Raw genomic sequence first — 22,287 nt, forward strand, 5'->3', positions numbered from 1 at the left:
CCGGCCCAAGGGCGGGGGACCCTCCTCACTTTGCGACACCCACCCTTGGCGGCAGTGGATGCCGGGCTTCCGGGATGTGCAGATTGGGCAGGGAATTGGCCAGGGGGGCGCGGTATGGCCGAAGTCGCGAGGAACGAGCGCACGTGCTCAGCGTGCGGGCGGGGACATGGCGAGGGGACGTCGTGCGACACGCTCGTCCGGGAGGCGGGGGGCGGCCAGGGCAAGGCCGTGGAGCCGCCGGCCGCCGTGGCAGCGGCGGACGAGGTGGACCCGCTGGTGGGGACCCAGATGGGCAGCTTCCGGCTGGTGCGCCGGGTGGGCCGGGGCGGCATGGGGTCCGTCTACCTGGCGGAGCACGTGTCCATTGGCAGCCGCGTGGCGGTGAAGGTGCTGCACGAACACCTGACGCGCTACCCGGAGCTGGTGCAGCGCTTCCACGCCGAGGCCCGGGCGGTGAACCTCATCGGGCACGAGAACATCGTCAGCATCTTCGACCTCAACGCCTCGGCGCCCCGGCCGTACCTCATCATGGAGTTCCTGGAGGGGGCACCCCTGTCGGCGTGGGTGGGGACGCCCCTGTCGGCCGGGGCGGTGGTGCCCATGCTGATGCAGGTGTGTGACGCGCTGCATGCGGCGCACGCGCGGGCCATCGTCCACCGCGACCTGAAGCCGGACAACATCTTCCTGGTGAAGCGCGGGCGGGGGATGCCGTTCGTGAAGGTGCTCGACTTCGGCATCGCGAAGCTGGTGGACGCGAGCATGCCGGAGACGGTGGCGGGCATCATCGTGGGCACGCCGGAGTACATGGCCCCGGAGCAGTCCCTGAGCCGGCGCCTGGACGGCCGCGCGGACCTGTACGCGGTGGGCGTCATCGCCTACCAGCTGCTCACCGGGCGGCTGCCCTTCCCCGACGAGGGGCTCACCGCCCAGCTCGTGGCGCACCAGACGCGCACGCCCCCATCCCTTCGCTCCATCTGCCCTTCGGTGCCACCCGCGCTGGAGGCGGTGGTGCTGCGCGCGCTGGCGAAGACGCCGGAGGAACGCTTCCCCCACGCGCTCGCGCTGCGGGCCGCGTTGGAGCAGGCCCTCGCCACGAGGCCCCCGTCGCCGCGCGCGGCCGTGGGCGCTCCCCGTCCTGTACAGGGAGGGGCCTCCCCGGGAACTCCCGTCACCGGGCCCCAGCGCACCCCTCCGCTGGCCCCGCCGGGCGCGTCCGGGGGAAAGACGCTCCCGGTGCCCGTGCAGGTGGTGCTGCAGCCGGGCGCGCAGCCCCGGGTCTTCACGGGGTCGGACCTGTCGCGCGGTGGCGTGTTCCTGCACGCGACGGGGGAGCTGCCCCCGCTGTTCGCCCAGGTCCAGGTGGTGCTGCCGCTGTCCACGGGGCCGCTGTCCGTCACATGCGAGGTGGTGCGCCACGTCTCGCCCGAGCAGGCCCAGGCCTGGAGCATGCGCCCGGGCTTCGGCGTGCAGTTCGTCGCGCCATCCGCCGCGCTGAAGGCCCGCGTGGAGCAGCACCTCGCGGGCGCCACGGCCTCTCCGCTCCCCGCGCCCCGGGAGCTTCCGGACGACGCAGATGCCGAGCGCGTCCTGGCCATGTGGCGTGGACAGCTGGCGGGGGAGGGCACCCACTACACGGTGCTGGGGCTCTCACCGGACGTGGAGCTGGAGTCCGCGCGGGAGCGCGCGCGGGAGCTGTGGACCGCCCTGTCCGCGCTGCGGCAGCGGCCCCTGTCGCGCGGGCAGCGCTCGCGCCTGGAGTCCATGCTGATCCGCGTGAGGGACGCGGGCGACACCCTGGGCATGCCGTTGCGCCGAGCCCGTTACGACGCCCGGCTGGGCAATGCCCGGGGCGTGGCACGGTGCCTGGAGGCGGGCCTCACCGCGGTCCAGACGGACGCGCTTCACCGGGAGTACCTGGCCGAGCAGCCCCGGGCGGTGGGCACCGCGCGGGTGCACTTTCTCACCGGCAACGCGCTGGAGCGCGACGGCCAGCTCCAGCGGGCCCTGGAGTCCTACGAGCGGGGACTGGAGCTGGACCCCCTGGAGTGGGAGTACCAGCAGCGCCGCCGGGTGGTGGACCGGGCGCTGGGCGCTCGCCTGCCGGGTGCCCGAAATGAAAGAGCCCGATTCCCTGGGGAGGGAACCGGGCCCTGAAGCCCGCGGCGAGCGCCGCGGGATGAGGCGATCAGTCGGCGCTGATGGAGGCCGCGCAGGCCGCGCTCACGGTGCCGCCCTTCGTGGAGCAGGCCACGAGGTCCGAGAGGATGCGGGTCTGCTCGGCGGTGGACTTGTCGGAGCAGCTCTTGACGCTGTCGATGCAGTCCAGGACCGCGTCCAGCTTGTCCTTGTCGTCGTCGGAGCAGTCCTCGAGGGCTTCCTTACAGGCGTCGCGCTCCGCGTCCGTCGGCTCGTCCGGGGTGGCGCTGGTGTCGAAGCCACACTCCTCGAACTTGGAGGACAGGTCCTTGGCGAGGTCCTCGTTGCGATCGCAGTAGTCGCCACCGCAGGCGGTGAGCGTGAGCGAAGCCATGGCGGCCAGACCGAACAGGATCTTCTTCATGATGGTTCTCCCCCTCAGGGATGAGGTACAGGTGGAAAGCAAGCGGCGCGCATCCTAGCGAGCGCTCCGTTGCGGTCCAGTGGACTTTATTCCGGGAATTCTATTCAAAAGCAAATAGGGGGGCTGGAGGCGGGCTGATCCGCCAACTGCCTTGACTACCCCCCAGGATTCTCGTAAGTCCCGCCGTCTTTTAGCGCGCCGGCCGGTCCTCCGTCCGAAATGCGCGTTGGATTCCATGGGTTGAACCAACCCGAAGCTGACAGGGGTTCGACGATGTACGCAGTCATTCGCACGGGCGGAAAGCAGTACCGCGTCGCCGAGGGCGACGTTGTCCGGATCGAGAAGATCTCCGGTGATATCGGCGCTGAGGTCTCGTTCACCGAGGTCCTCCTGCTGGGCGGCTCTGAGAGCCCGAAGGTGGGCCAGCCGACGGTGGCGGGCGCGAAGGTCGTGGGCAAGGTGCTGGCGCAGGACAAGCACCGCCGCGTCCTGCACTTCCGGAAGGAGAAGGAAGGCTGGACCCGTCGCCGTGGTCACCGCCAGTCGTACACCGAGGTGAAGGTCACCTCGATCTCCGGCTAATCGCCTTTCCGGGCATTCCCCACACGAACTTCAAGGAGCAGGTGTCATGGCCCATAAAAAAGGTCAGGGTTCTTCGCGCAACGGGCGTGATTCCAACCCGCAGTACCGTGGCGTGAAGGTGTACGGCGGTGAGACGATCTCGGCGGGCAGCATCCTCGTGCGCCAGGTCGGTACGGTCATCCACCCGGGCACGAACGTGAAGCTCGGTCGCGACTTCACCCTCTTCTCGACGGTGGACGGCGTGGTGAAGTACGAGCGCCTCGGCCGCGACAAGAAGAAGGTGTCCGTGTACCCGGCCGCCGCCGAGCAGGCGAGCGCCTAGTCAGTGGCCCTGGGGCGACCCAGGGCACGGCTTACCGAGCGGGTCGTTCCCGGTCCTTCTGTTCCCGTTGGGAACGGGTGGATGCGAGGACGGCCCGCTTTGTGTTTTTCCAGGAGGGCGTTCGCCCCATGAAGTTCGTCGACGAAGTACGCATCTACGTGAAGGCGGGAGACGGCGGGAACGGAGCGGTGGCCTTCCGGCGTGAGAAGTTCATCGAGCGCGGCGGCCCCAACGGCGGGGACGGCGGCAATGGCGGCTCCGTGGTGTTCGTGTCGAACCCGCAGCTGACCACGCTCCTGGACTACCGCTACCAGCAGCACCACCGTGCCAAGAACGGCGAGCACGGCATGGGCAGCGACTGCAACGGCCATGGCGCCGAGGACATGGTGCTCCAGGTGCCGGTGGGCACGCTGATCCGCAACGAGCAGACGGGCGAGCTGCTGGTGGACCTGAGCGACCCGGGCCAGCAGTTCGTGGCGGCCAAGGGCGGCCGGGGCGGCCTGGGCAACATGAACTTCGCCACCTCCACGCGCCAGACGCCGCGCTTCGCGCAGGACGGCGGAAAGGGTGAGGAGATCACCCTGCGGCTGGAGCTGAAGCTGCTGGCGGACGTGGGCCTGCTGGGCTTCCCCAACGCGGGCAAGAGCACGTTCATCTCGCGGGTGAGCCGGGCGCGGCCGAAGGTGGCGGACTACCCGTTCACCACGCTGGTGCCGAACCTGGGCATGGTCCAGTACAAGGACAGCCTGTCCTTCGTGATGGCGGACATCCCCGGCATCATCGAGGGCGCCAGCGAGGGCGTGGGCCTGGGTCACCAGTTCCTGCGCCACGTGGAGCGGTGCAAGGTGCTGGTGCACCTCATCGACATGGGCGCCGAGGGCGAGGGCCGCAAGCCGCTGGCCGACTTCAACATCCTCAACGCGGAGTTGAAGAAGTACAGCGCGGAGCTGGCCGGCAAGCCGCAGGTGGTGGCCGCCAACAAGCAGGACCTGACGGAGGGCCGCGACCGCCTGGGGCCCTTCACGGAGGCGCTGCGCCGCCGGGGCATCCGCGTGTACCCGGTGTCCTGCGCCACGGGCGAGGGCATGCAGGCGCTGATGGACGCGGTGGCGGAGGTTCTCTTCACCGGCCGCACCGACAAGATCCACGTCGAGATGCCGACGACGAGGTCCGCCTCCAAGGCTCCGGCGAAGAAGGCCGCGAAGCAGGCGGCGCGCAAGGGACCGGCGAAGAAGGCTCCGGCCAAGAAGGCTCCGGCCAAGAAGGCCGCCGCGAAGAAGGCTCCTGCGAAGAAGTCCTCGCGCAAGCCCGTGGCGAAGAAGGCCGCTGCGAAGAAGGCTCCTGCGAAGAAGTCCTCGCGCAAGCCCGTGGTGAAGAAGGCCGCCGCGAAGAAGGCTCCTGTGAAGAAGGCCCCGGCGAAGAAGTCCGGCGGGAGGCGCTGAGCCGATGGCTGGTGGAGGCCCCCGCTACGAGAAGTTCGAGCGCGACGTCGTCGAGCCGGAGCAGTTCCTGCTCGACGTGCGGAAGGAGAAGATCGACCGCGTCGTCAGCCAGCGCACGCGCAACTTCGTGGTGGTGCTCGACCGGCTGGAGGACAACTTCAACATGGCCGCGGTGCTGCGCACCTGCGAGTCCATGGGCGTGCAGGAGGTGCACGTCGTCATCAACCCGGAAGCGCCCTTCATCCCCAACCTGCGGGTGGCCCAGGGCTGCGACAAGTGGTTGGACGTGCACCTCTACAAGACGTTCGCGGAGTGCCGCGAGCACCTGAAGGGGCGGGGCTTCAGCCTCTACGCGTCGGCGCTGCGCGAGGGGGCCACCAGCCTCTACAGCCTGCGCTTCGACACGAAGTTCGCCATGGTGTTCGGCAACGAGCGCTACGGCGTGAGCGACGACGTGCTCAACGGCGTGGACGGCACCTTCTGGGTGCCCATGAAGGGCTTCAGCCAGAGCCTGAACATCTCCGCGGCGGCGTCCGCCAGCATCACCCGGGCGATCGCCTGGCGGGACGAGCACCTGGGGAGCTCCGGGGACCTGTCCCCCGAGGAGTCCCAGGAGCTGCGTGAGCGCTTCTACCTGCTGGGCGTGAAGCAGCGGAAGCGTCTGGTCAAAGCCACACAGCGGTGAATGCCGGTCCCCCGGGGTCCGTCCGGATGCGATAGATGGACCCTGCGGGCGCCCCGGGTGCCCGCTCCGGAGGCGCACGCCATGTTGCTGGAATCCCTGCTCTTCACGCTCCTTACGCAGGCCCCCACCACCGCCGCCCCCACCGCGCCCGCGCCGAAGCCCGCGGCCGCCGCCAAGGCCCCCGCCGCCGCGCCGCAGCCCGCCGCTCCCAAGGATGCCGGCACGGCCGCCATGCCCCCCGCCGCGAAGCAGGGCGACGCGAGCGTCGCCGCCAGCGCCACTCCGAAGCCGATGGCGCCCGAGGTGAAGACGCTCGTGGACCGGATGCAGGCCTTCTACGAGAAGACGGGCGACTTCAAGGCGGGCTTCAAGCAGGACTACAAGTACAAGGCCTTCCGCCGCACGCAGACGTCCACGGGCACGGTGACCTACAAGAAGCCGGGCCTGATGCGCTGGGAGTACGAGAACCCGTCCAAGCGGACGTTCGTGCTCGCGGGCAACAAGGTCTACATGCACGACCCGGAAGCGCAGACGCTGTCGGTGGCGGCCATGGACACCAGCCAGCTGTCCGCGTCGGTGACGTTCCTCTTCGGCCAGGGGAAGCTGGCGGACGAGTTCGCCATCACCAAGGGCGCCTGCAAGGACTGCAAGGGCACGCTACTGGTGCTGGATCCGCTGAAGAACGAGCCGCGCTTCCGCCAGGTGCGCCTGGAGGTGGACCCCTCGACGGCGCAGGTGCTCAAGAGCACGGTGGTGGATCCGGACGGCAGTGAGAACACCATCGCCTTCCTGGACCTGAAGACGAACGTGGGCATCTCCGCGGACAGCTTCAAGCTGAACCCGCCCGAGGGCACCCGCGTGGACGACTTCACCAAGAAGGCGCAGTAGGACGGCCCGCCCTCCATGCGCGGCGTGCTGCTGGCGGGATGCGTGCTGCTGGGCGCGGGGTGTCACTCCACCGCGCCCGCGGGCCCTTTACGTCCCACGAGCCTCGCGGGGCAGACGCTGCCCCTCCTGTCGTCGCCCGCGCTGCGGCTGACGGTGGCGGGGCGGTTGGGGAACCGGGCCGTGCCGGTGGTGCTGGACGTCACGCGGCCGCTGTCGCTCGTGTCCTCCAGCTGCTTCGACGGCGCGCCGCCCGCGGCCGCGGGGACCGCTCGCGTGCCGGAGTCCTCCGGAGGTCATCGCTCCTGGCCGGAGGTTCCGGCGCCGCCGTTGACGGTGGGCCCGGTGTCGCCGCCCCTGCGCACGTTGCTGCTCTCCGGTGAGACGGGCTGCTCGGTGACGCTGGGGCAGGACGTGCTGTTTCCGTATGCCCTCACGGTGGATCCGCTGCGCCGCGAGGTGACCTTCACCGCTTCACGTCCCCGGGAGGCCTACGACGCGGAGCTGCGCGGGACGGACGCCGTGCGCGAGTCGCACGTGGTGGAGCTGAGCCGCGAGCCGCTGGGCGACTGGCCGCTCCTGGCCGTGCAGGTGACGCAGGGCGGGGCGAGCATCACCGGCCCCTTCGTGCTGGGCACACGTGAGCCCTTCTCCCGTCTGGCGGTGGACCCCGCGCTGGGGCAGGGGCTTCAGCCGCTGGAGACGGCCGCGGGCCTGCCGCCGCGCACCTTCGTGGTGGACGCGGTGGAGGTGGCCGACGGCCTGGGCGTGAAGCCCCTGGTGATGGAGGCCGCTGGGCGCTGGCCGTCGCGGAGCAGCCTGGGCCGGCTGGGGCCGGACGTGTGGGGCCGCTTCACCACCACCGTGGACGCGCAGGGTGGGGCGCTGGTGCTGCGCAGGCCCCACGTGCGCACGCCCGTGGGCGGAGGCCGGCAGCAGTGCGCGGGCGAGGGCGGCGCGTTCAGCGAGGAGGGCTGCTACGGCATCTTCGTTCGCGAGGAGCCCGACGGCGCGGTGGCCCTCTCCGGCGAGGTGTTCCGGGACGTGCCGGAGGGCGTGCGCCTGTACGTGGAGCCTCGGGGCGTGGAGGGTCAGCGTCTGGAGACGGGCTGCCAGGTGGGCCTGAGCTTCCCGACCACCACCCGTGGCGCCAACACGCAGCACCGGCTGCCGTGGGCCTCGCTGGCGAAGACCCTGCCCGCGTGCCACGCCGCGCTCCAGGGCGCGAAGAGCTACGTGGTGTCGCTGGTGGAGGAAGGGCGTCAGCCCGAGTGCCCCACGACGTGCGCCTTCGTCACCGAGTCCGCGTCGCGGCGCACCGTGTGCGAGTGCCAGCCCACGCCACTGGGCGAGGGCGTGGCGGTGCCGACGAAGGGCTCGGGTCCGCAGCCGCCGCCTGTCGAGGAGCGCGAGCTGGAGCCCGAGGATCCGAAGTAGGGCCCACGAACGGTTCGAATTCGCGGCCCCCGCCCGTCGGCGAGTGCGCTGGAGCCCGAGGATGCGCCGGTGGACCCGCGAGCGCCGCTCATCGCGGTGCTGGCTCCGATGCCGGTTGCATCTGCCCGGAGCGCTGGCCGGTCACCGGCGCATCGGGCCCACGAACGGCTCGGGCCCGCGACCGCCTCCGGTGGGGAGGACGGGGCGGGCCCGGGGCACGGCCTTCGCGGTGACGGGCTACTCCGGCCGCGGCTCCGGCGGACGCGCCAGCGCCTTCATCGGCACGGGCGCGGGATGGGCCTCGCGCGGGGTGTGCTCGCGCTGCTTCGGATCCGGGCGCTCCACCACGCGGGCGATGAGGTCGTAGTCGTGCGCCTCCGTCACCTCCACGGTGACGAACTCGCCCGGGTACGCCAGACCGTCGTTGATGTAGACCTGCCCGTCGATTTCCGGCGCCTGGCCCTCGTGACGGCCCACCAGCAGGTGCTCGGACTCCTCGCTGGGGCCCTCCACCAGCACGGTGAGCTTCTGGCCCACGAGCTTCTTGTTCTGCTCGCGGTTGATGCGCTTCTGGATGGCCATCACCTCGCGCCAGCGGCGCTCGATGGTCTTCGCCGGGACCTTGTTCGGCAGGTCGAACGCGGCGGTGTTCTCCTCGTCCGAGTACTGGAACACGCCCAGGCGCTGGAAGCGCTGCTCCTTCACGAACTCCTTCAGGAGCTCGAAGTCCTCCTCCGTCTCACCCGGCAGGCCGACGATGAGCGAGGTGCGCATCACCAGGTTCGGCACGCGCTCGCGCAGCTTGCCCAGCAGCTTCTTGAGGAACTCCGAGTTGCGGCCGCGCTTCATGGACAGGAGCAGCTTGTCGCTGGCGTGCTGCACCGGCATGTCCAGGTACTTGGCGATCTTCGGCTCGGTGGCGATGACGTCGATGAGCTCGTCCGGGAACACGCGCGGGTAGGCGTAGTGCAGGCGGATCCACTTCACGTCCACCTTCACCAGCTCCTTGAGCAGCTCGTGGAGCTTCGGCTTGCCGGGCAGGTCATGCCCGTACGCCGTCAGGTCCTGCGCGACCAGGTTCAGCTCCTGCACGCCGCTGTCCACCAGGTTCCGCGCCTCCGCCACGATGTCCTGCACCGTGCGCGAGCGCTGGCCGCCGCGCAGCGTGGGGATGATGCAGAACGCGCAGGCGTTGTCGCACCCTTCGGAAATCTTCAGGTACGCCGTGTACTTCGGCATCGAGTTGATGCGCGGCGTCTCCGCGTTGTGGATGTAGTCCGGATCCGGAATCACCTGTCGCGGCGTGGCCTCCGCGGCCAGCAGGTCGCCAATCTGGGCGTACGCGCTGGTGCCCAGGAAGTGGTCCACCTCCGGCATCTCCTGCGACAGCTCCTGGCCGTAGCGCTGGGACAGGCAGCCGGTGACGACGAGCGTCTTGCACGAGCCCGACTTCTTCAGCTCCGCCATCTCCAGGATGGAGTCCACCGACTCCTGCTTCGCCGGCCCGATGAAGGCGCACGTGTTGACCACGATGACCTCGGCCTCCGAGGCCTCCTGCACGAGCGAATAGCCACGCGTGCGCAGCGTGCCCAGCATCACCTCGGAGTCCACCCGGTTCTTCGGGCAGCCGAGGGTCATCATGTACAGGCTCTTGGTCTCTTCCACGCGCGTCTACCGCTTTCCCAGTTGCGTTCGCTCGAAGTGGTCCGCACTCCAAACGAAGTTGATGATGGCGCCGTTCGAGTAACCGATGTTCAGCGCCCCGTCTTCTTCCAGCTCCACCGAAGTGGCGCGACCCAGCGCACAGGTGGCGGCCGGCCAGTCGAGCACTCGCTGGGCTGTCTTCCCCGACACCACATAGAGCCCCATGCGGAGCTCGTCGTCGGAGTCGCATTGACCCTCGACGGCATAGGGATTCTTCCCAGTGAGCACGGTAACGACCGGTCGTCCGTCCGGCAGGCTTAATGCTTCCGGCAGGTTCACGCCCATCTTCGAGGCGTCCACGGCCGTGGGGGCCACCAGCGCGCGCAGCGAGGCGGGGGTGAGGGCCTGTTCGCCCTGGGCCCAGTCCGGGTAGCTGAACAGGCTCCAGCCCAGCCAGCCGGTGGGCGCCGCCTCCAGCGCGGTGACGCTGGCGGGGGGCTTCAGCTTGAGGTTCTTGCGCGCCTCGTCCGGCAGGCGCAGCGCTTCACCCTCCGGCATGGTGCCGCCCTTGCAGTTGGACACCGGCACCACCTTGGCGCCCACCTGGTCCTGGTCCTCGTAGGTGATGCAGAGGTCCATGACGAGCGGATCCACGGCGGGGAAGCGGGGCAGGGCGCGCACGGGAATCATCGCCACCACCGACAGGGTGTCGCCCTGGCGGTGCACGGCGGCGTTCACCAGGCTTTGCGCGAACCTGGGCGTGCCGCTGTCCGCCCCGGAGGTGCGCTGACCGTCGAAGGCGAAGCGGTAGGTGTAGCCCGTGGCGGTGGTCCCCGAGTCCGGGAAGTAGAGCGTGAGGGTGATGATGTCACCCGCGAGCAGCTGGTTGTCCGTGGCCTCCACGCCCACGAAGAGCGTGTCCTTGCGCCAGCCCACCCGGGCGGAGAAGTTGGCGGTGGCGCCCTCGGTGGACAGCGGCTTGAGGACCAGCGGCGAGCCGAAGTCCTTGAGCCCCTTCTCCGGCCGGGGTGCCTTCTTGAGCACGGGCACCGGCTTGCTGGGCCGGGGCGCCCCGTCCTGCGCGAGCGAGGCGGTGGCGAAGAGCAGGCAGAGCGGCAGGGAGGCCAGACGGGCGGCGTGCATGGCGGAGGGGCGCCTCTAGTCGCGGAAGTTGGTGAACTGCATGTCCAGGCTGAGGCGGTCCTGCTCCTTGCGGAACAGCGCCATGGCCTCTTGCAGGTCGTCCCGGTTCTTGCCCGTGACGCGGAGCTGATCCGCCTGGATGGAGCCCTGCACCTTGATCTTCGACTCCTTGAGGACCTTGATGAGCTCCTTGGACTTCTCCACCGGGATGCCCTGCTGGAGCTTGATGGGCTGCTTGACGTTGGACAGGCCCGTCTTCTCGATGTCGCCGAACTCCAGCACGCGCAGGCTGATGCCGCGCTTGGCCAGCTTGCCGAGCAGGACCTCCTTGGCGGCCTGGAGCTTCTCCTCGCTGTTGGTCTTCAGCGTGAGCAAGGAATGATCCGGAGCGATTTCGATTTCGGCCTTCACGCCCTGGAAGTCGTAGCGGGTGCTGAGCTCCTTCCGGGTCTGATTGACCGCGTTGTCGAGTTCAGCCAGATCGATTTTGGAGATGACGTCAAAGGAGGGCATGGGGGGGACCTTTTCGCGCCCTTACCATACCTACACCCGGACGACCAAGGGCACCACCAGGGTGCGCCGGGAGGTGTGCTGCTTGAAGGCCCGCTTCACCGCCTTCACGAGCTCCTCCCGCGCCAGGGCGTCGTCCCCTCGGAGCAGGGGGTTGAGCTCCTCGAAGAAGGCCCGCGCGTCCTGGGCCACCCGGGCCAGCACGCCCTGCTCGTCCGGGCTGAGGCCCTGGCCGGACAGCTGGGGCCCCGCTACCAGCGCCTGGGTGTCGCGCCGGAGCACCACCGCCGCGGCCACCACGCCCGTCTCCGCCAGCCGGTTGCGCTCCACCAGCGTCTCCGGTGTCACCACCCCGTCTCCGGAGCGCTCCATCATGATGCGCCCTGAAGGCACGCTGCCAGTGAAACGGCCCCGCCCCTCCTCGAACGTCACCACGTCCCCGTCGTGGGCCAGCAGCAGGCCCTCCGCCGCCATGCCGGCCTCGCGGGCGGTGGTCAGGTGTCGGTGCAGGTGCCGGACTTCCCCATGCACGGGGATGAAATTCCGGGGGCGGATCAACTCCAGCACCCGGCGCTGCTGGGGGCGGCTGGCGTGTCCGGAGACGTGCACGCCGGGCTCCACCTGCGCGTAGACGATGCGGGCGCCGCGCCAGTGGAGCTGGTCGAGCAGCGCGCCCACGGAGCGCTCGTTGCCGGGGATGGGCCGGGCGCTGACGATGACGGTGTCTCCGGGCTCCAGGCGCACGGGCCCATCGCCATTCGCCAGTTGGGTGAGGCCCGCGCGCGGTTCGCCCTGCGCGCCGGTGGTGAGCACCGCCACGCGGTGGGGCGCGAGCTTGGGCACGTTGTCCAGGTGCACGAAGAGCGAGTCGGGCACGTCCAGGTAGCCCATCTCCCGCGCCAGCTCCACGTTGCGCACCATGCTGCGGCCCTGGAGCGCGACGAGCCGGCCGGTGCGCTCGCACAGGTCCAGCAGGTGCCGGACGCGGTGGAGGTTGGAGGAGAACTGGGCCACGACGATGCGGCCCTTCGTCTCGTGGAAGAGGCGCTCGAAGGTGGTCTGCACCACGCGCTCGCTGCCGGTCTCTTCCACATGCTCGGAGTTGGTGGAGTCCGACAGCAGGCACACCACGCCTTCGTCGCCCGCCTCGCCCCAGCGCTCCAGGTCCGTCTTGAGGCCGTCGATGGGGTCGGGGTCCAGCTTGAAGTCGCCGGTGTGGATGACGGTGCCTTCGGGGGAGCGCACGATGAAGCCCACCGCGTCCGGCACGGTGTGCGTCACGCGCGTGGCCTCCACGCTGAAGACGCTGCCCACGGGGAAGGGCGTGCGCGGCTCGATTTCGCGCAGGTCCGCCTTCACGCCCAGTTCCTCCAGGCGCTGACGCGCGAGCGCGAGCGTGAAGCGCGTGCCGTAGATGGGCACGGGCATGTCGCCCAGCAGGTAGGGGAGCGCGCCGATGTGGTCCTCGTGCCCGTGCGTGAGGAGCACGCCCTTGAGCTGGGCCGCGTTGCGCCGCAGGTGCGTGAAGTCTGGGACGATGATGTCCACGCCGGGCATTCCCGACGAGGGGAACATCAGGCCGGCGTCGATGAGCAGCATCTCCCCACGACAGGCGAGCACCATGGCGTTGAGGCCGATTTCGCCAAGGCCGCCCAGAGGGATGACGTGGAGCATGTGTCCGGAAGTCTAAGGGCCCGGCCCCTCCAGTGCGTAGGAATCCGCACACCCCACCACCGCGAGCCGCCGCCCGCCTGCTTGACGGATTCAAACTAAAGGCTTAGTTGTATTCGAACTAAGGGTTTAGTTCGAAGCCGGGAGGCCATGCCCGTGACGAAGCCGCCGTCCGTCGAGGAGTCCAAGCCGCTCACGCCCGTGGAGCTGGAGCTGATGCAGCTCGTGTGGAAGCTGGGGGAGGTGAGCGTGGCGGACGTGCTCGCGGCGCTGCCGCCGGAGCGCAAGCTGGCCTACACGTCGGTGTCCACGGTGCTGCGCATCCTGGAGCAGAAGGGCGTGGTGCAGAGCCGCAAGGAGGGGCGGGGGCACTTGTACTCGGCGCGGCTGTCTCGCGAGGCCTACGAGGCCCAGAGCGTGCGCCACCTGGTGGCGACGGTGTTCGACGGGACGCCGTCGTCGCTGGTGGCGCGGCTGGTGGAGGCGGTGCCGCTGTCCCCAGAGGAGGTGGAGCAGATCCGCAAGCTGCTGGGCCGCAAGGGAGGCCGGGGATGAGTGCCTTCGTCCGGGACGTGCTGGCTGCGTACCTCACGGCGGCGGTGCTGGTGGCGGTGGGCTTCGGGCTCTTGCGCGCGGCGCTGGCGTTGGGGATGGAGCGGAGGCTGGACGCGCGGCAGACGCTGCGCGTGGGGCGGGTGGCGCTGGGGCTGGCGGTGCTCCTTCCGTTCGTGGCGCTCGCCGCGCGGGAGTGGATGCCGTCGGCGCCGCTCTTCAAGTTCGAGCGTTCCCTGGTGAGCTACGCCGCGCCGCTGACGCCTGTCGAAGCGCGGCCCGTGCTCGGCGCCGTGACGGAGACGCGGTCCTCGGGCATGGGCCTGCCGTGGGCGATGGTCGGAATGGGGTTGGTGGGGGCGGGGGCGTTGGCGTTCCTGGCGTGGGAGCTGCGGCGGTATGCGCGCTTGCGGCGGAAGCTGGAGGCGCTGCCCGTGCTTCGCCGCGTGGGCCGCGTGCGCGTGGTGCTGGGGGACGCGGCGGACGGCGCGTTCTCCGTGTGGTTCCCCTTTGCAGGCGCGTGGGCGGTGGTTCCCGCTGAGGTGTTGGAGGACTCGGAGGCGCTCCGGCTCACGGTGCGGCATGAGCTGCAACACCACCGGCAGAGGGACACGGTGTTTGCCTATGCGCGGCTGGGGTTCGACAGCGCCTTCTTCTGGAATCCGTTCGCCCGGGCGTTCTCGCGGTGGTTGGCGGAGCGTCAGGAGTTCGCCTGTGACGAGGCGCTCGTCGCCATGAAGAACGTGTCCGCGGATGCGTATGCGCGGTGCCTGTTGCAGGCGTCGCTGCGTGTCCCTGCTGCCCTTTCTCTTCCCGCCGGTGTCACCGGCATGTCCCACCCCACTGTCAGGAGGATCCACATGCTGTTCCAGCCTCGTCCCCGTAGCCCCGTGCGCACCCTGGGTCTGTCGTTGTCGCTGGCGTTGGTGCTCGCGCCGCTGGCGCTGTGGGCGCAGGGAACGGTGCGGGGACGCGCGGTGTCGCTGACGGAGGCGCGTGCCCTGGCGGAGGCGGGGCAGAAGGCGGGGGACCTGCCGGTGGTGGTGGATGCCGCCGTGGTCGAACAGCTCAACAAGTTCGTCACCACGCCGAAGGGCCGCGACTTCATGCGCAAGGCGCTGGCGAACCTCCAGGAGCACCGCGAGGCGATGACGGGCACGCTGCGCTCGCGCTCCCTGCCGGAGGGGCTGCTCGCGGTGGCGATGGTGGAGTCGGCGGTGAGCAATCTGCCGGAGACGTCTCGCGAGCCGTCGATGGCGCCGGGGCCGCGGGGCGCGGGTGTGTGGATGTTCATTCCGGAGACGGCGCGTCGCTACGGCCTGAAGGTGGAGGCGGGGCGTGACGAGCGGCTGGACGTGGCGCGGGAAACGGAGGCCGCGGCGTCCCTCTTCCAGGCGCTGTATGAGCGCTACGGCGACTGGCGGCTCGCGCTCGCGGCCTACAACCAGGGTGAGGGTGTGGTGGACCGAGTCCTCGCGGAGAGCGGCGTGCGCGACGTGAGCGAGCTGGTGCGCACAGGCAAGCTCAATGGCTACACCGCCACCGTGCAGGCCGGAGTGCTGCTGCTGCGCAACCCGCACCTGCTCGACTGAGCGTTTGTCCACCGCGCGGGGAATGTCCCCGCCACACCGGGGTTCGGATGCTCGCCACCCTGCTTTCGCGCGAGGATGGCGGCGCTCAGTGCCAGGGGTGGGAAACGCCATGAAGATCGTCGCGCTCGTTCGTCCCGCGGGTGAGGTTCCGGAAGCAGCCCAGGTGCTCGCCGCCGCGGCGGGCATGGCCCCTGCGGAGGCCCGCATGCGGCTGGCCCCCGAGCCTCCCGCCCTGATTGCGCGCCTGGCTCCCGATGCGGCGGATGCCCTGGTGAAGACCCTCAGGGACGCGGGCCTCGCGGCGCTCGCTATCGACGAGTCGGAGGTCGCGGAGCGCGTCACGGCACGCACCGTCACGTTCAGCGCGGCGCAGGCGACGTTCACGCCTCGCGCGGGCGCGCCGCTCACCATGGCCTTGGAGGACGTGACGCTCATCCTCCGGGGCGCGTCGTCCCTGCGCACGCAGAGCGAGCACACGGAGAAGACGACACAGGTGGCGCTGGGCACGGCCCTCCTCACGGGCGGCCTGAAGCTGACGAAGACGGCGGAGAAGAGCGTGCGCGGCTCGCAGGAGGAGACGTCGCAAGTCGTCTTCGTCTTCGACCGTGACGGCCGGGGCGCCGTGCTGCCGGAGGTGGGTTTTGACTTCTCGTGCCTGGGACCCGCGATGCAGGCGTCGCGCACCGCGAACATGGTGACCCTGGCGCGCCTGGTGCGTGAGCGCGCCCCGGCCGCGTTCTACGACGAGCGGCTTCTGCGGCTGGGACGCCGGCCCGTGCCCTTCGTGCTGGGCGGAGCGGTGCAGGTGGTCAGCGGCACCATGGCTCATTCCCGCATCAACACCGCGCATGGCCTGGACGTACTCGCGGAGGCCATGCGCCTGGGCGTGGCCCGGGGCGACCTGCCCTGACCGTGCATGCGCGGCGAGGATGACCCCGGCCGGGCCGGGGACGCCCCGACGGCTCAGGACAGCGGCGTGGCGCCCCCCTCCGGGGGCGGACGGGAGATCCACGCGGCGATGAACACGTCCAATTCGCCTCGCATCACGTCCTTCACTCGGGGCGTCCCCGCGCCCGTGCGTGGATCCTCCACCCGCGCTCCACGGCCCAGGAAGTAGCGGCGGGCTTCGTCGGTGCTGGCGCCCTGGCCGGCGACGACGCGCGCGGCGATGCCCTTGAGCTCGTCCAGCTCCCCGGCGCCAATGAGCGTGAGCACGCGGCCCGTCGCTTCGTCCTTCGCGGTGACTTCGTTGCGCACGCGCTGGAGGTACTCGCCTTCGCGGCTCTTCACCGGCCGGCCTTCCAGCACCAGCAGCTCCCGCTCCACCTCCTCCATCGGTCCGCCCCGGTGCACGCGCACGTACGCGCGCTGGCGCTTCTCGTCCTCCAGGCGGCGGTGCAGCCCCGCCTCGCCCGCGAGGAATCCGTACGCGCCCGGTCCGGCGATGCGCACCACCACGCGCGCGGGGGCGTCCGCTTCCGCGACGGCGGTGGCCTCGTAGCCCCGGCGCTGCGCCCAGCCCAGGTACATGGTGGCCAGCTCCTGCACCCACGCGTCCTGCAGCTCGGACGCGTCGCTGGCGCAGATGTCCACCAGCGCCTCGTTGTCCAACGTCGTGGCCCCGGCGGCCCGCAGCGCCTCCGCCATCTGGACCTCTCGCGCGACCTCCTCCACCTGCTTCGCGGCGGAGCCCAGCTGCACCTCGTTCTTCGCCTCGCGCACCAGCCGGCGCCCGAAGTTGCACGCCGCCTCCAGGCGGTCCAGCTCTCCCAGCTGCGCCTCCACCGTGCGGAAGGCGCGGAGGACGTCCGCCGCGCGCTGCGAGTCGTCCCAGAGGTTGGGCGCCTGCGTCTCCGCGAGCAGCGCCGCGCGGCGCGCCTCCAGCTCCGACCGCCCCGTGGACTCGGCGAGCGCGCGGGCACGGCCCACCAGCCGGTCCATCTCAATCAGCAGCGACTTGCGGTCCAACCGGCGCTTCACCGCCGCGGCCTTCGGCGTGGGCAGGAGCAGCTGCGCCGTCACCTCGCGAGGAGTCGGCACGGGCTCCGCGACCGCCACCACGCGGCCTCCAGGACGAGCCTCCACGCGCACGGGCGTACCCGGCGGCAGCGGCCTGCGAGCAATCTCCACCGCGAGCGCCGCGGTGAGCGTCTTCTCGATTTCACGCTGCAGGTAGCGCGCGCCGAACTGCGGCGAATAGCCGCGCTCCACCAGCCGGTCCACCACCTCCGGTGTCACTTCCACGTCCAGGGCGCGGGCGCGGATGCCTTCTCGCTCCAGCACGCGGCCCACCTCGCGCTGGGCAATCTTGCGGATGTCCACGCGCGACAGCGGACGGAAGTGGCAGATGGCGTCGAAGCGGTTGAGGAACTCCGGACGGAAGGCCTCCGCGATGCGGCGGTCCACCTCCGACACCTGCTCGTCGGCGCGCTTGTGCGCGGCGAAGCCCAGGCCCGCCTCGCGGTACACCTCCGAGCCCACGTTGGACGTGGCCACGATGAGCGTGTTGTTGCACGACACCGCCTCGCCCGCGCCGTTGACGAAGGTGCCCTCGTCGAAGAGCTGGAGGAAGCGGTCGTGCACGCTGCGCGCGGCCTTCTCGAACTCGTCCAGCAGCAGCACGGTGAACACCTTGCCGTCGAGCAGCGCGGACAGCTCTCCGCGCCGCGTCTCCAGCGCGGGCGCCCACGACGCGCCGAAGGGGACGCTCTCGTCGCCGTCGTTGGGGTAGTCCGCCATGTTCAGGCGCACCAGCCTGTCGGCGGAACCGAAGAGGTACTCCGCCAGCAGCTTCGCCAGCTGCGTCTTGCCCACGCCCGTGGGCCCGGCGAAGAGGAACACGCCCAGCGGGCGGCGCGGGTCGTTGAGCCCCGCCTTGAGCAGCGCCACCGAGCGCAGCACCGCGGCCACCGCGTCCGTCTGGCCGAGCAGCCGTTCCCCGAAGAAGCGCTCCGTCTCCTCCAGGTCCAGCGGCATCGCGTCGTCCACGACGAAGCGGGGCAGTCGCGTGGCGGCGCAGAAGCGGGTGAGCACATCCTCCGGCCCCACGTGGTCGCGCGCCACGCCCGCGGCCTCCGCCGCCGTCTCCTTGAGCAGCTCGATGGCCTTGCGCGGCATGTGCTGCGCCAGGAGGAACTTCGCGGACAGGCGCAGCGCCAGGTCGCACGCGGCCGGGTCGATGGGCAGCCGCAGCTCGCGCTCCAGCTCCTCCGCCACGCGGCCGACGATCCAGCGCGCCTTCTCCAGCGGCGGCTCGTTCAGGGGCAACAGGTGGAGCCGCTCGGCCAGGGCCTCGTCGGCGCGCAGCAGCTCCTGCACGCGCTTGGGTTCGGTCTCGAAGATGAAGCGCAGGCCGCCGGTGCGCAGCGCGCGCACGGCCACGGGCGCCAGGGGCCCGCCCAGGGCCACCGGCAGGTCACGGATGTAGACGATGGGGCAGGGGTGGCGGCCCAGGTGGATGAGCAGCTCCTCGAAGGACTCGGCCGCCTGGCGCTGGGTGCTGCGCGCCAGGATGTTCGCGACGGACACCTCCACGAGCCGCGCCTGGGCCAGGTCGCCGTCCACTCGCCCTTCGGCGATGCGGCGGGCCACCTCCTGCACGAGCGCGCTCTTGCCCACGCCGGGCTCGCCCGCCAGCAGCGGGTGCTTGCCTCCGCGCGTCAGCAGCCCCAGCACCTCCGTCACGGCGGTGTCCACGCCGTGGGCGGCCGGCAGCTTGCCCTCGCGCGCCATCGCGGTGAGGTCGCGGTCGATGAGCCGCTCCTGGTCTTCGTTCTTCCTCGTCGCCATGGTGTGGTCCGGAACGCCCCCTCGACGTGCGGCACTCTAACCGTTGCGGCGCGGAAGCGAAGTCCCGGCCCACCCTTGGGCCGGGACCTACGCTTCCAGCTCCGTGTGCCAATAGGCCACGTCCCTCAGGAACTTGCGCCAGGACAGGGGCAGGCCCTTCTCCACGAGGAACGAGACGACCAGCGCGTCCGGCAGCCGCTTCGGCTTCGCGGGCACGGTGCGCAGCGTCATGCGCGCCTGCGCCGGGGTGCGGTTGCCCTTCTTCTGGTTGCAGGGCACGCAGGCGATGACGATGTTCTCCCAGCTCGTGCGGCCGCCCTGCGCGCGCGGCAGCACGTGGTCGTACGTGGCCTCCGGACGGGTCACCTTGTGGCCGCAGTACTGGCAGCGGCACTGGTCGCGCTGGTAGACGTTCTCACGGCTGAAGCGCACGCCGCGCGGGCCCTTCCACAGGGCGCGCACGAAGCGGATGACGGACGGCATGCGCAGCTCCACCGTCACCGAGCGGATGACGCGGTCCTCGTACTCCTCGACGACCTCCACCTTGCCCTGGACGAGCAGCATGATGGCGCGTTGCCAGGGGATGCGTGCGACGGGTTCATAGGACTGGCTCAGCACCAGCGTTTCCATGACACAGGGCCTTTCGGGCGGGACAGGCCGCCAGGGAGTCGAACCCTGCTCGTCCGGATTTGGAATCCAGACTGCACCCGGTGCGCGGCCTATGTGGGTGAGGGAGTGGGGACGCTGGGAGTCGAACCCAGCGGGCTTCCAAGGGCTCCGGCTCTACAGGCCAGCGCGTCTCCGTAACGCTCTACGTCCCCGGAAGGTGAGCGGGAGCCCGGACGTGAAGAAGGCCGGGTCCCCTTGTCGGGAGCCCGGCCTCCAGGGCCATGCCGCGTCAGGGACGGAGCAGGGCGCCTTCAGGAGCCGGGCGAGGCGAGGCGATAGGACGCGAAGTCCCGCCAGCGGCACGTGGAAGGAGCGGTCGCCGGGCTGGGACGCGAGGCCGCGTCGATGCCGTGACCGGAAGGATTCGGGTGCTTGAGGTTCATCGGGGCCTGCTTCGTCGCCTGGCGCATCGGGACCGCTCCTTTCGCTCCCAGCGACGGCGGCGGAAATTCAGTCCTGACAGGCAAGCGGTGTGGACGTTAGGACTCCGCGCATGAAAGCCATCCGCTACCACCAGGTGGGAGGGCCGGAGGTCCTCCGTTGGGAGGACGCGCCGGAGCCCGTGCCCGGGCCGGGCCAGGTGCTCGTGCGAGTCCATGCCGCGGGCGTGAACTTCGCGGACACCGAGCGCCGCCGCGGGCTGTACGACGCCCAGGCGCCCCTGCCTCGCATCCTGGGCAGCGAAGCCGCGGGCGTGGTGCGAGCGGTAGGGCCGGGTGTGGACGCATCCTGGGTGGGCCGCCGCGTGGTCGCCCTGACGAAGGAGGCCTACGCGGAGGCCGCGCTCGCGCCGGTGGAAGAGTTGCTGGTGCTGCCACCGGAGGTGTCCTTCGAGGAGGCCGCCGCGCTGCTGGTGCAGGGCCTGACGGCGTACCACGTGGTGCACACCGTGGGGCGCGTGGAGGCGGGGCAGACGGTGCTCATCCACGCGGCGGCCGGCGGCGTGGGGCTGCTCGCGGTGCAGCTGGCGAAGGCGGCGGGAGCGCGGGTCATCGGCACGGTGTCGGGCGAGGCGAAGGCGAAGCTCGCGCGGGACGTGGGCGCGGACGCCGTCATCCGCTACGACCAGGAGGACGTCGCGGCGAGCGTGCGCGAGCTGACGCAGGGGCGCGGCGTGGAGCGCGTGCTGGACTCCGTGGGCGCGAGCACCTGGCAGGCCAGCCTGGATGCGCTGGCGCCCTTCGGGCACCTGGTGAGCTACGGCAACGCCAGCGGCCACCCGCCGTCCGTGGAGGTGGAGTCGCTCTACGCGAAGTCGCTCACCGTGGGCGCCTACTGGCTGCGCACGCCCACGCCCCCGGAGGTGCAGCGCAAGGCGCGTGAGGCGCTGCTGGCGGAGGTCGTGGCGAAGCGCCTGCGCATCGTGGTGGGACTGGCGCTGCCGCTGTCCCGCGCGGAAGAGGCCCACCGCCAGTTGGAAGGGCGGAGCACGGTGGGCAAGGTCGTGCTGCTGGGCTCGGACTGAAGTCCTTCAGTGAGTCGCGGGCGCGCCCACCACCGGCGGTGATGAAGCGGAGCCACGTCCGATGCGCAGCACCACCAGTGCCGCCGCGAGGCAGATGACGCCCGCGACGACCCAGGCGGGCGTGTACGTCTCCAGCGACGTGCGGATGACGCCCGCGCCCAGTGCTCCCAGGCCCGCGCCCACCTGGTGCGCTGCCACCACCCAGCCGAAGGCGATGGGCCCGTCCTCCGCACCCACCGTCTGCGTCGTCAGGCGCACCGTCGGTGGCACCGTGGCGATCCAATCCAGGCCGTAGAACACCGCGAACAACGGCAGGCCGAAGAGGGACATCTCGAAGGCGCTCGGCAGGTAGAGCAGCGCCAGCCCTCGCAGGCCGTAGTACCAGAACAACAGCCAGCGGTTGTCGAAGCGGTCCGACATCCAGCCGCTCGCCGTCGTGCCCACCAGGTCGAAGATGCCCATCAGCGCGAGCAACCCCGCAGCCCGTACCTCCGGGATGCCGTGGTCCATGCACGCCGGAATCAGGTGCGTGCCCACCAGCCCGTTCGTCGTCGCGCCGCAGATGAAGAAGCTCCCCGCGAGCAGCCAGAAGTCCCGCTTGCGCGAAGCCCGCCCCAGCGCCCCCAGCGCGTTGGCGAGCGGATTGACGCTGGACGGCTTCACCTCCTCGTCCTCCGGAGCGGCTCCGTAGGGCTTCAGCCCCACGTCCGACGGCCGGTCGCGCACGAGCCATGCGACGAGCGGAATCACGCACGCCACCACGCCCGCCACGGTGAAGGACACGACGCGCCAGCCGCGGTGCTCCACCAGCATCGCGAGCAATGGAAGGAACACCAGTTGCCCCGTGGCCGTGCTCGCGGTCAGCACGCCCATCACCAGCCCGCGCCTCGCGACGAACCAGCGCTGCACCACCGTGGCGCCCAGCACCATCGCCGTCGTGCCCGTGCCCAGCCCCACCAGCACGCCCCAGAAGAGCAGCAGCTGCCACGGCGCGTGGATGAAGTTCGTCAGCGCCACGCCCACCGCGATGATGCAGAGGGACACGAGCGTCGTGCGCCGGATGCCGAACTTCTGCATCAGCGCCGCGGCGAACGGCCCCACGAGCCCGTAGAGCACCAGGTTCACCGACACGGCCGAGGAGACGAGGGCCCGGCTCCAGCCGAACTCCCGCTCCAGCGGGACGATGAAGACGCTCGGGGTCGCCCGCACGCCCGCCGCGCACAGGAGCACCACGAAGATGGCCGCGGCCATCACCCACGCATAATGAAACCGGCGTGTCCTCATAACGGTGTCTCCTTCAAGCGGCCACGCCCGGGCCCACGTATACTTTCCGGCAGCG

General features: G+C 70.7%; 20 protein-coding genes and 1 tRNA gene. 11 read left to right on the plus strand and 10 right to left on the minus strand.

Annotated elements, in window-relative coordinates; translation table 11 throughout:
* The first annotated feature begins 114 nt into the window (after positions 1-114).
* A complete protein-coding gene (locus tag GTZ93_RS06310) occupies positions 115-2,154 on the plus strand; it encodes a protein kinase domain-containing protein (RefSeq protein WP_139921359.1) in 2,040 nt (679 codons plus the stop codon).
* A 31-nt stretch (positions 2,155-2,185) separates the two neighbouring features.
* Here the strand turns inward: GTZ93_RS06310 and GTZ93_RS06315 are convergent, their stop codons facing one another.
* Entirely contained in the window at positions 2,186-2,560 is a 375-nt protein-coding gene (locus tag GTZ93_RS06315; RefSeq protein ID WP_139921358.1) for a hypothetical protein, read from the minus strand.
* Between the two features lie 273 nt (positions 2,561-2,833).
* On the opposite strand from GTZ93_RS06315, the gene rplU reads away from it, so the two are divergent.
* From rplU to GTZ93_RS06345, 6 genes are all read left to right on the plus strand, one after another.
* Positions 2,834-3,142, plus strand: coding sequence for a 50S ribosomal protein L21 (gene rplU, locus GTZ93_RS06320; protein WP_120580525.1), 309 nt, complete (start codon positions 2,834-2,836; stop codon positions 3,140-3,142).
* Between the two features lie 46 nt (positions 3,143-3,188).
* Entirely contained in the window at positions 3,189-3,464 is a 276-nt protein-coding gene (gene rpmA, locus GTZ93_RS06325; protein WP_120536731.1) for a 50S ribosomal protein L27, read from the plus strand.
* A gap of 128 nt (positions 3,465-3,592) precedes the next feature.
* Positions 3,593-4,906: a GTPase ObgE gene (obgE, locus tag GTZ93_RS06330; protein WP_139921356.1), complete on the plus strand. Its 1,314-nt coding sequence runs from the start codon at positions 3,593-3,595 to the stop codon at positions 4,904-4,906.
* A gap of 4 nt (positions 4,907-4,910) precedes the next feature.
* Positions 4,911-5,591 (plus strand): TrmH family RNA methyltransferase, encoded by a 681-nt coding sequence (locus tag GTZ93_RS06335; RefSeq protein WP_139921354.1) that lies wholly within the window; start codon positions 4,911-4,913, stop codon positions 5,589-5,591.
* A gap of 81 nt (positions 5,592-5,672) precedes the next feature.
* Complete coding sequence (locus GTZ93_RS06340) at positions 5,673-6,479, plus strand: LolA family protein (protein WP_161662671.1); 807 nt, start codon at positions 5,673-5,675, stop codon at positions 6,477-6,479.
* A 15-nt stretch (positions 6,480-6,494) separates the two neighbouring features.
* On the plus strand, positions 6,495-7,913 hold the full coding sequence (locus tag GTZ93_RS06345) for a hypothetical protein (RefSeq protein ID WP_139922998.1): 1,419 nt from the start codon (positions 6,495-6,497) through the stop codon (positions 7,911-7,913).
* 237 nt (positions 7,914-8,150) lie between these two features.
* Here the strand turns inward: GTZ93_RS06345 and rimO are convergent, their stop codons facing one another.
* The 4 genes from rimO to GTZ93_RS06365 are packed head-to-tail and all read right to left on the minus strand — an operon-like array spanning position 8,151 to position 12,884.
* The gene (gene rimO / locus GTZ93_RS06350; RefSeq protein WP_222595317.1) at positions 8,151-9,551 is read right to left on the minus strand and encodes a 30S ribosomal protein S12 methylthiotransferase RimO; all 1,401 of its coding nucleotides are present in this window, start codon (positions 9,549-9,551) and stop codon (positions 8,151-8,153) included.
* A gap of 33 nt (positions 9,552-9,584) precedes the next feature.
* The gene (locus GTZ93_RS06355) at positions 9,585-10,700 is read right to left on the minus strand and encodes a hypothetical protein (RefSeq protein ID WP_120578720.1); all 1,116 of its coding nucleotides are present in this window, start codon (positions 10,698-10,700) and stop codon (positions 9,585-9,587) included.
* 15 nt (positions 10,701-10,715) lie between these two features.
* Positions 10,716-11,213, minus strand: a complete 498-nt coding sequence (locus GTZ93_RS06360; RefSeq protein WP_139922995.1) for a YajQ family cyclic di-GMP-binding protein — start codon at positions 11,211-11,213, stop codon at positions 10,716-10,718.
* A 30-nt stretch (positions 11,214-11,243) separates the two neighbouring features.
* Positions 11,244-12,884, minus strand: coding sequence for a ribonuclease J (locus GTZ93_RS06365; RefSeq protein WP_139922993.1), 1,641 nt, complete (start codon positions 12,882-12,884; stop codon positions 11,244-11,246).
* Positions 12,885-13,031: 147 nt separating this feature from the next.
* Between GTZ93_RS06365 and GTZ93_RS06370 the strand changes: the two genes are divergently transcribed.
* The 3 genes from GTZ93_RS06370 (at position 13,032) to GTZ93_RS06380 (ending at position 15,935) form a co-directional block, all read left to right on the plus strand.
* A complete protein-coding gene (locus GTZ93_RS06370) occupies positions 13,032-13,436 on the plus strand; it encodes a BlaI/MecI/CopY family transcriptional regulator (protein WP_167547819.1) in 405 nt (134 codons plus the stop codon).
* Complete coding sequence (locus tag GTZ93_RS06375; protein WP_161662672.1) at positions 13,433-15,025, plus strand: M56 and MltD domain-containing protein; 1,593 nt, start codon at positions 13,433-13,435, stop codon at positions 15,023-15,025. The genes GTZ93_RS06370 and GTZ93_RS06375 overlap by 4 nt, the downstream gene beginning before the upstream one ends.
* Positions 15,026-15,134: 109 nt before the next feature.
* Positions 15,135-15,935 carry a hypothetical protein gene (locus tag GTZ93_RS06380; RefSeq protein WP_139919854.1) on the plus strand — a complete coding sequence of 267 codons (801 nt, stop codon included), beginning with the start codon at positions 15,135-15,137 and terminating at the stop codon, positions 15,933-15,935.
* A 53-nt stretch (positions 15,936-15,988) separates the two neighbouring features.
* Here GTZ93_RS06380 and GTZ93_RS06385 read toward each other — a convergent pair whose 3' ends face one another.
* The 4 genes from GTZ93_RS06385 to GTZ93_RS06400 form a co-directional block, all read right to left on the minus strand.
* Positions 15,989-18,814, minus strand: coding sequence for an AAA family ATPase (locus tag GTZ93_RS06385; RefSeq protein ID WP_139919853.1), 2,826 nt, complete (start codon positions 18,812-18,814; stop codon positions 15,989-15,991).
* An 87-nt stretch (positions 18,815-18,901) separates the two neighbouring features.
* Complete coding sequence (locus GTZ93_RS06390) at positions 18,902-19,444, minus strand: HNH endonuclease (protein WP_120578714.1); 543 nt, start codon at positions 19,442-19,444, stop codon at positions 18,902-18,904.
* Positions 19,445-19,550: 106 nt separating this feature from the next.
* Positions 19,551-19,635: transfer RNA gene (locus GTZ93_RS06395), tRNA-Tyr, on the minus strand.
* Positions 19,636-19,734: 99 nt separating this feature from the next.
* On the minus strand, positions 19,735-19,893 hold the full coding sequence (locus tag GTZ93_RS06400) for a hypothetical protein (protein ID WP_161662673.1): 159 nt from the start codon (positions 19,891-19,893) through the stop codon (positions 19,735-19,737).
* A gap of 83 nt (positions 19,894-19,976) precedes the next feature.
* On the opposite strand from GTZ93_RS06400, the gene GTZ93_RS06405 reads away from it, so the two are divergent.
* Positions 19,977-20,948: a quinone oxidoreductase family protein gene (locus tag GTZ93_RS06405; protein ID WP_139919852.1), complete on the plus strand. Its 972-nt coding sequence runs from the start codon at positions 19,977-19,979 to the stop codon at positions 20,946-20,948.
* 6 nt (positions 20,949-20,954) lie between these two features.
* Here GTZ93_RS06405 and GTZ93_RS06410 read toward each other — a convergent pair whose 3' ends face one another.
* A complete protein-coding gene (locus GTZ93_RS06410; protein ID WP_139919851.1) occupies positions 20,955-22,232 on the minus strand; it encodes an MFS transporter in 1,278 nt (425 codons plus the stop codon).
* Positions 22,233-22,287 lie beyond the last annotated feature (55 nt).

The sequence above is a fragment of the Corallococcus exiguus genome (genome assembly GCF_009909105.1).
Taxonomy (GTDB): Bacteria; Myxococcota; Myxococcia; order Myxococcales; family Myxococcaceae; genus Corallococcus; species Corallococcus exiguus.

What these genes read in the sequence shown, in the direction of transcription:
- rimO (WP_222595317.1), bottom strand. Translation starts at nt 9,551, where the DNA reads ATGACCCTCGGCTGCCCGAAGAACCGGGTGGACTCCGAGGTGATGCTG.
- GTZ93_RS06405 (WP_139919852.1), top strand. Translation starts at nt 19,977, where the DNA reads ATGAAAGCCATCCGCTACCACCAGGTGGGAGGGCCGGAGGTCCTCCGT.
- GTZ93_RS06315 (WP_139921358.1), bottom strand. Translation starts at nt 2,560, where the DNA reads ATGAAGAAGATCCTGTTCGGTCTGGCCGCCATGGCTTCGCTCACGCTC.
- rpmA (WP_120536731.1), top strand. Translation starts at nt 3,189, where the DNA reads ATGGCCCATAAAAAAGGTCAGGGTTCTTCGCGCAACGGGCGTGATTCC.
- rplU (WP_120580525.1), top strand. Translation starts at nt 2,834, where the DNA reads ATGTACGCAGTCATTCGCACGGGCGGAAAGCAGTACCGCGTCGCCGAG.
- GTZ93_RS06335 (WP_139921354.1), top strand. Translation starts at nt 4,911, where the DNA reads ATGGCTGGTGGAGGCCCCCGCTACGAGAAGTTCGAGCGCGACGTCGTC.
- obgE (WP_139921356.1), top strand. Translation starts at nt 3,593, where the DNA reads ATGAAGTTCGTCGACGAAGTACGCATCTACGTGAAGGCGGGAGACGGC.
- GTZ93_RS06370 (WP_167547819.1), top strand. Translation starts at nt 13,032, where the DNA reads ATGCCCGTGACGAAGCCGCCGTCCGTCGAGGAGTCCAAGCCGCTCACG.
- GTZ93_RS06340 (WP_161662671.1), top strand. Translation starts at nt 5,673, where the DNA reads ATGTTGCTGGAATCCCTGCTCTTCACGCTCCTTACGCAGGCCCCCACC.
- GTZ93_RS06355 (WP_120578720.1), bottom strand. Translation starts at nt 10,700, where the DNA reads ATGCACGCCGCCCGTCTGGCCTCCCTGCCGCTCTGCCTGCTCTTCGCC.
- GTZ93_RS06380 (WP_139919854.1), top strand. Translation starts at nt 15,135, where the DNA reads ATGAAGATCGTCGCGCTCGTTCGTCCCGCGGGTGAGGTTCCGGAAGCA.
- GTZ93_RS06345 (WP_139922998.1), top strand. Translation starts at nt 6,495, where the DNA reads ATGCGCGGCGTGCTGCTGGCGGGATGCGTGCTGCTGGGCGCGGGGTGT.
- GTZ93_RS06390 (WP_120578714.1), bottom strand. Translation starts at nt 19,444, where the DNA reads ATGGAAACGCTGGTGCTGAGCCAGTCCTATGAACCCGTCGCACGCATC.
- GTZ93_RS06385 (WP_139919853.1), bottom strand. Translation starts at nt 18,814, where the DNA reads ATGGCGACGAGGAAGAACGAAGACCAGGAGCGGCTCATCGACCGCGAC.
- GTZ93_RS06410 (WP_139919851.1), bottom strand. Translation starts at nt 22,232, where the DNA reads ATGAGGACACGCCGGTTTCATTATGCGTGGGTGATGGCCGCGGCCATC.
- GTZ93_RS06360 (WP_139922995.1), bottom strand. Translation starts at nt 11,213, where the DNA reads ATGCCCTCCTTTGACGTCATCTCCAAAATCGATCTGGCTGAACTCGAC.
- GTZ93_RS06375 (WP_161662672.1), top strand. Translation starts at nt 13,433, where the DNA reads ATGAGTGCCTTCGTCCGGGACGTGCTGGCTGCGTACCTCACGGCGGCG.
- GTZ93_RS06310 (WP_139921359.1), top strand. Translation starts at nt 115, where the DNA reads ATGGCCGAAGTCGCGAGGAACGAGCGCACGTGCTCAGCGTGCGGGCGG.
- GTZ93_RS06400 (WP_161662673.1), bottom strand. Translation starts at nt 19,893, where the DNA reads ATGCGCCAGGCGACGAAGCAGGCCCCGATGAACCTCAAGCACCCGAAT.
- GTZ93_RS06365 (WP_139922993.1), bottom strand. Translation starts at nt 12,884, where the DNA reads ATGCTCCACGTCATCCCTCTGGGCGGCCTTGGCGAAATCGGCCTCAAC.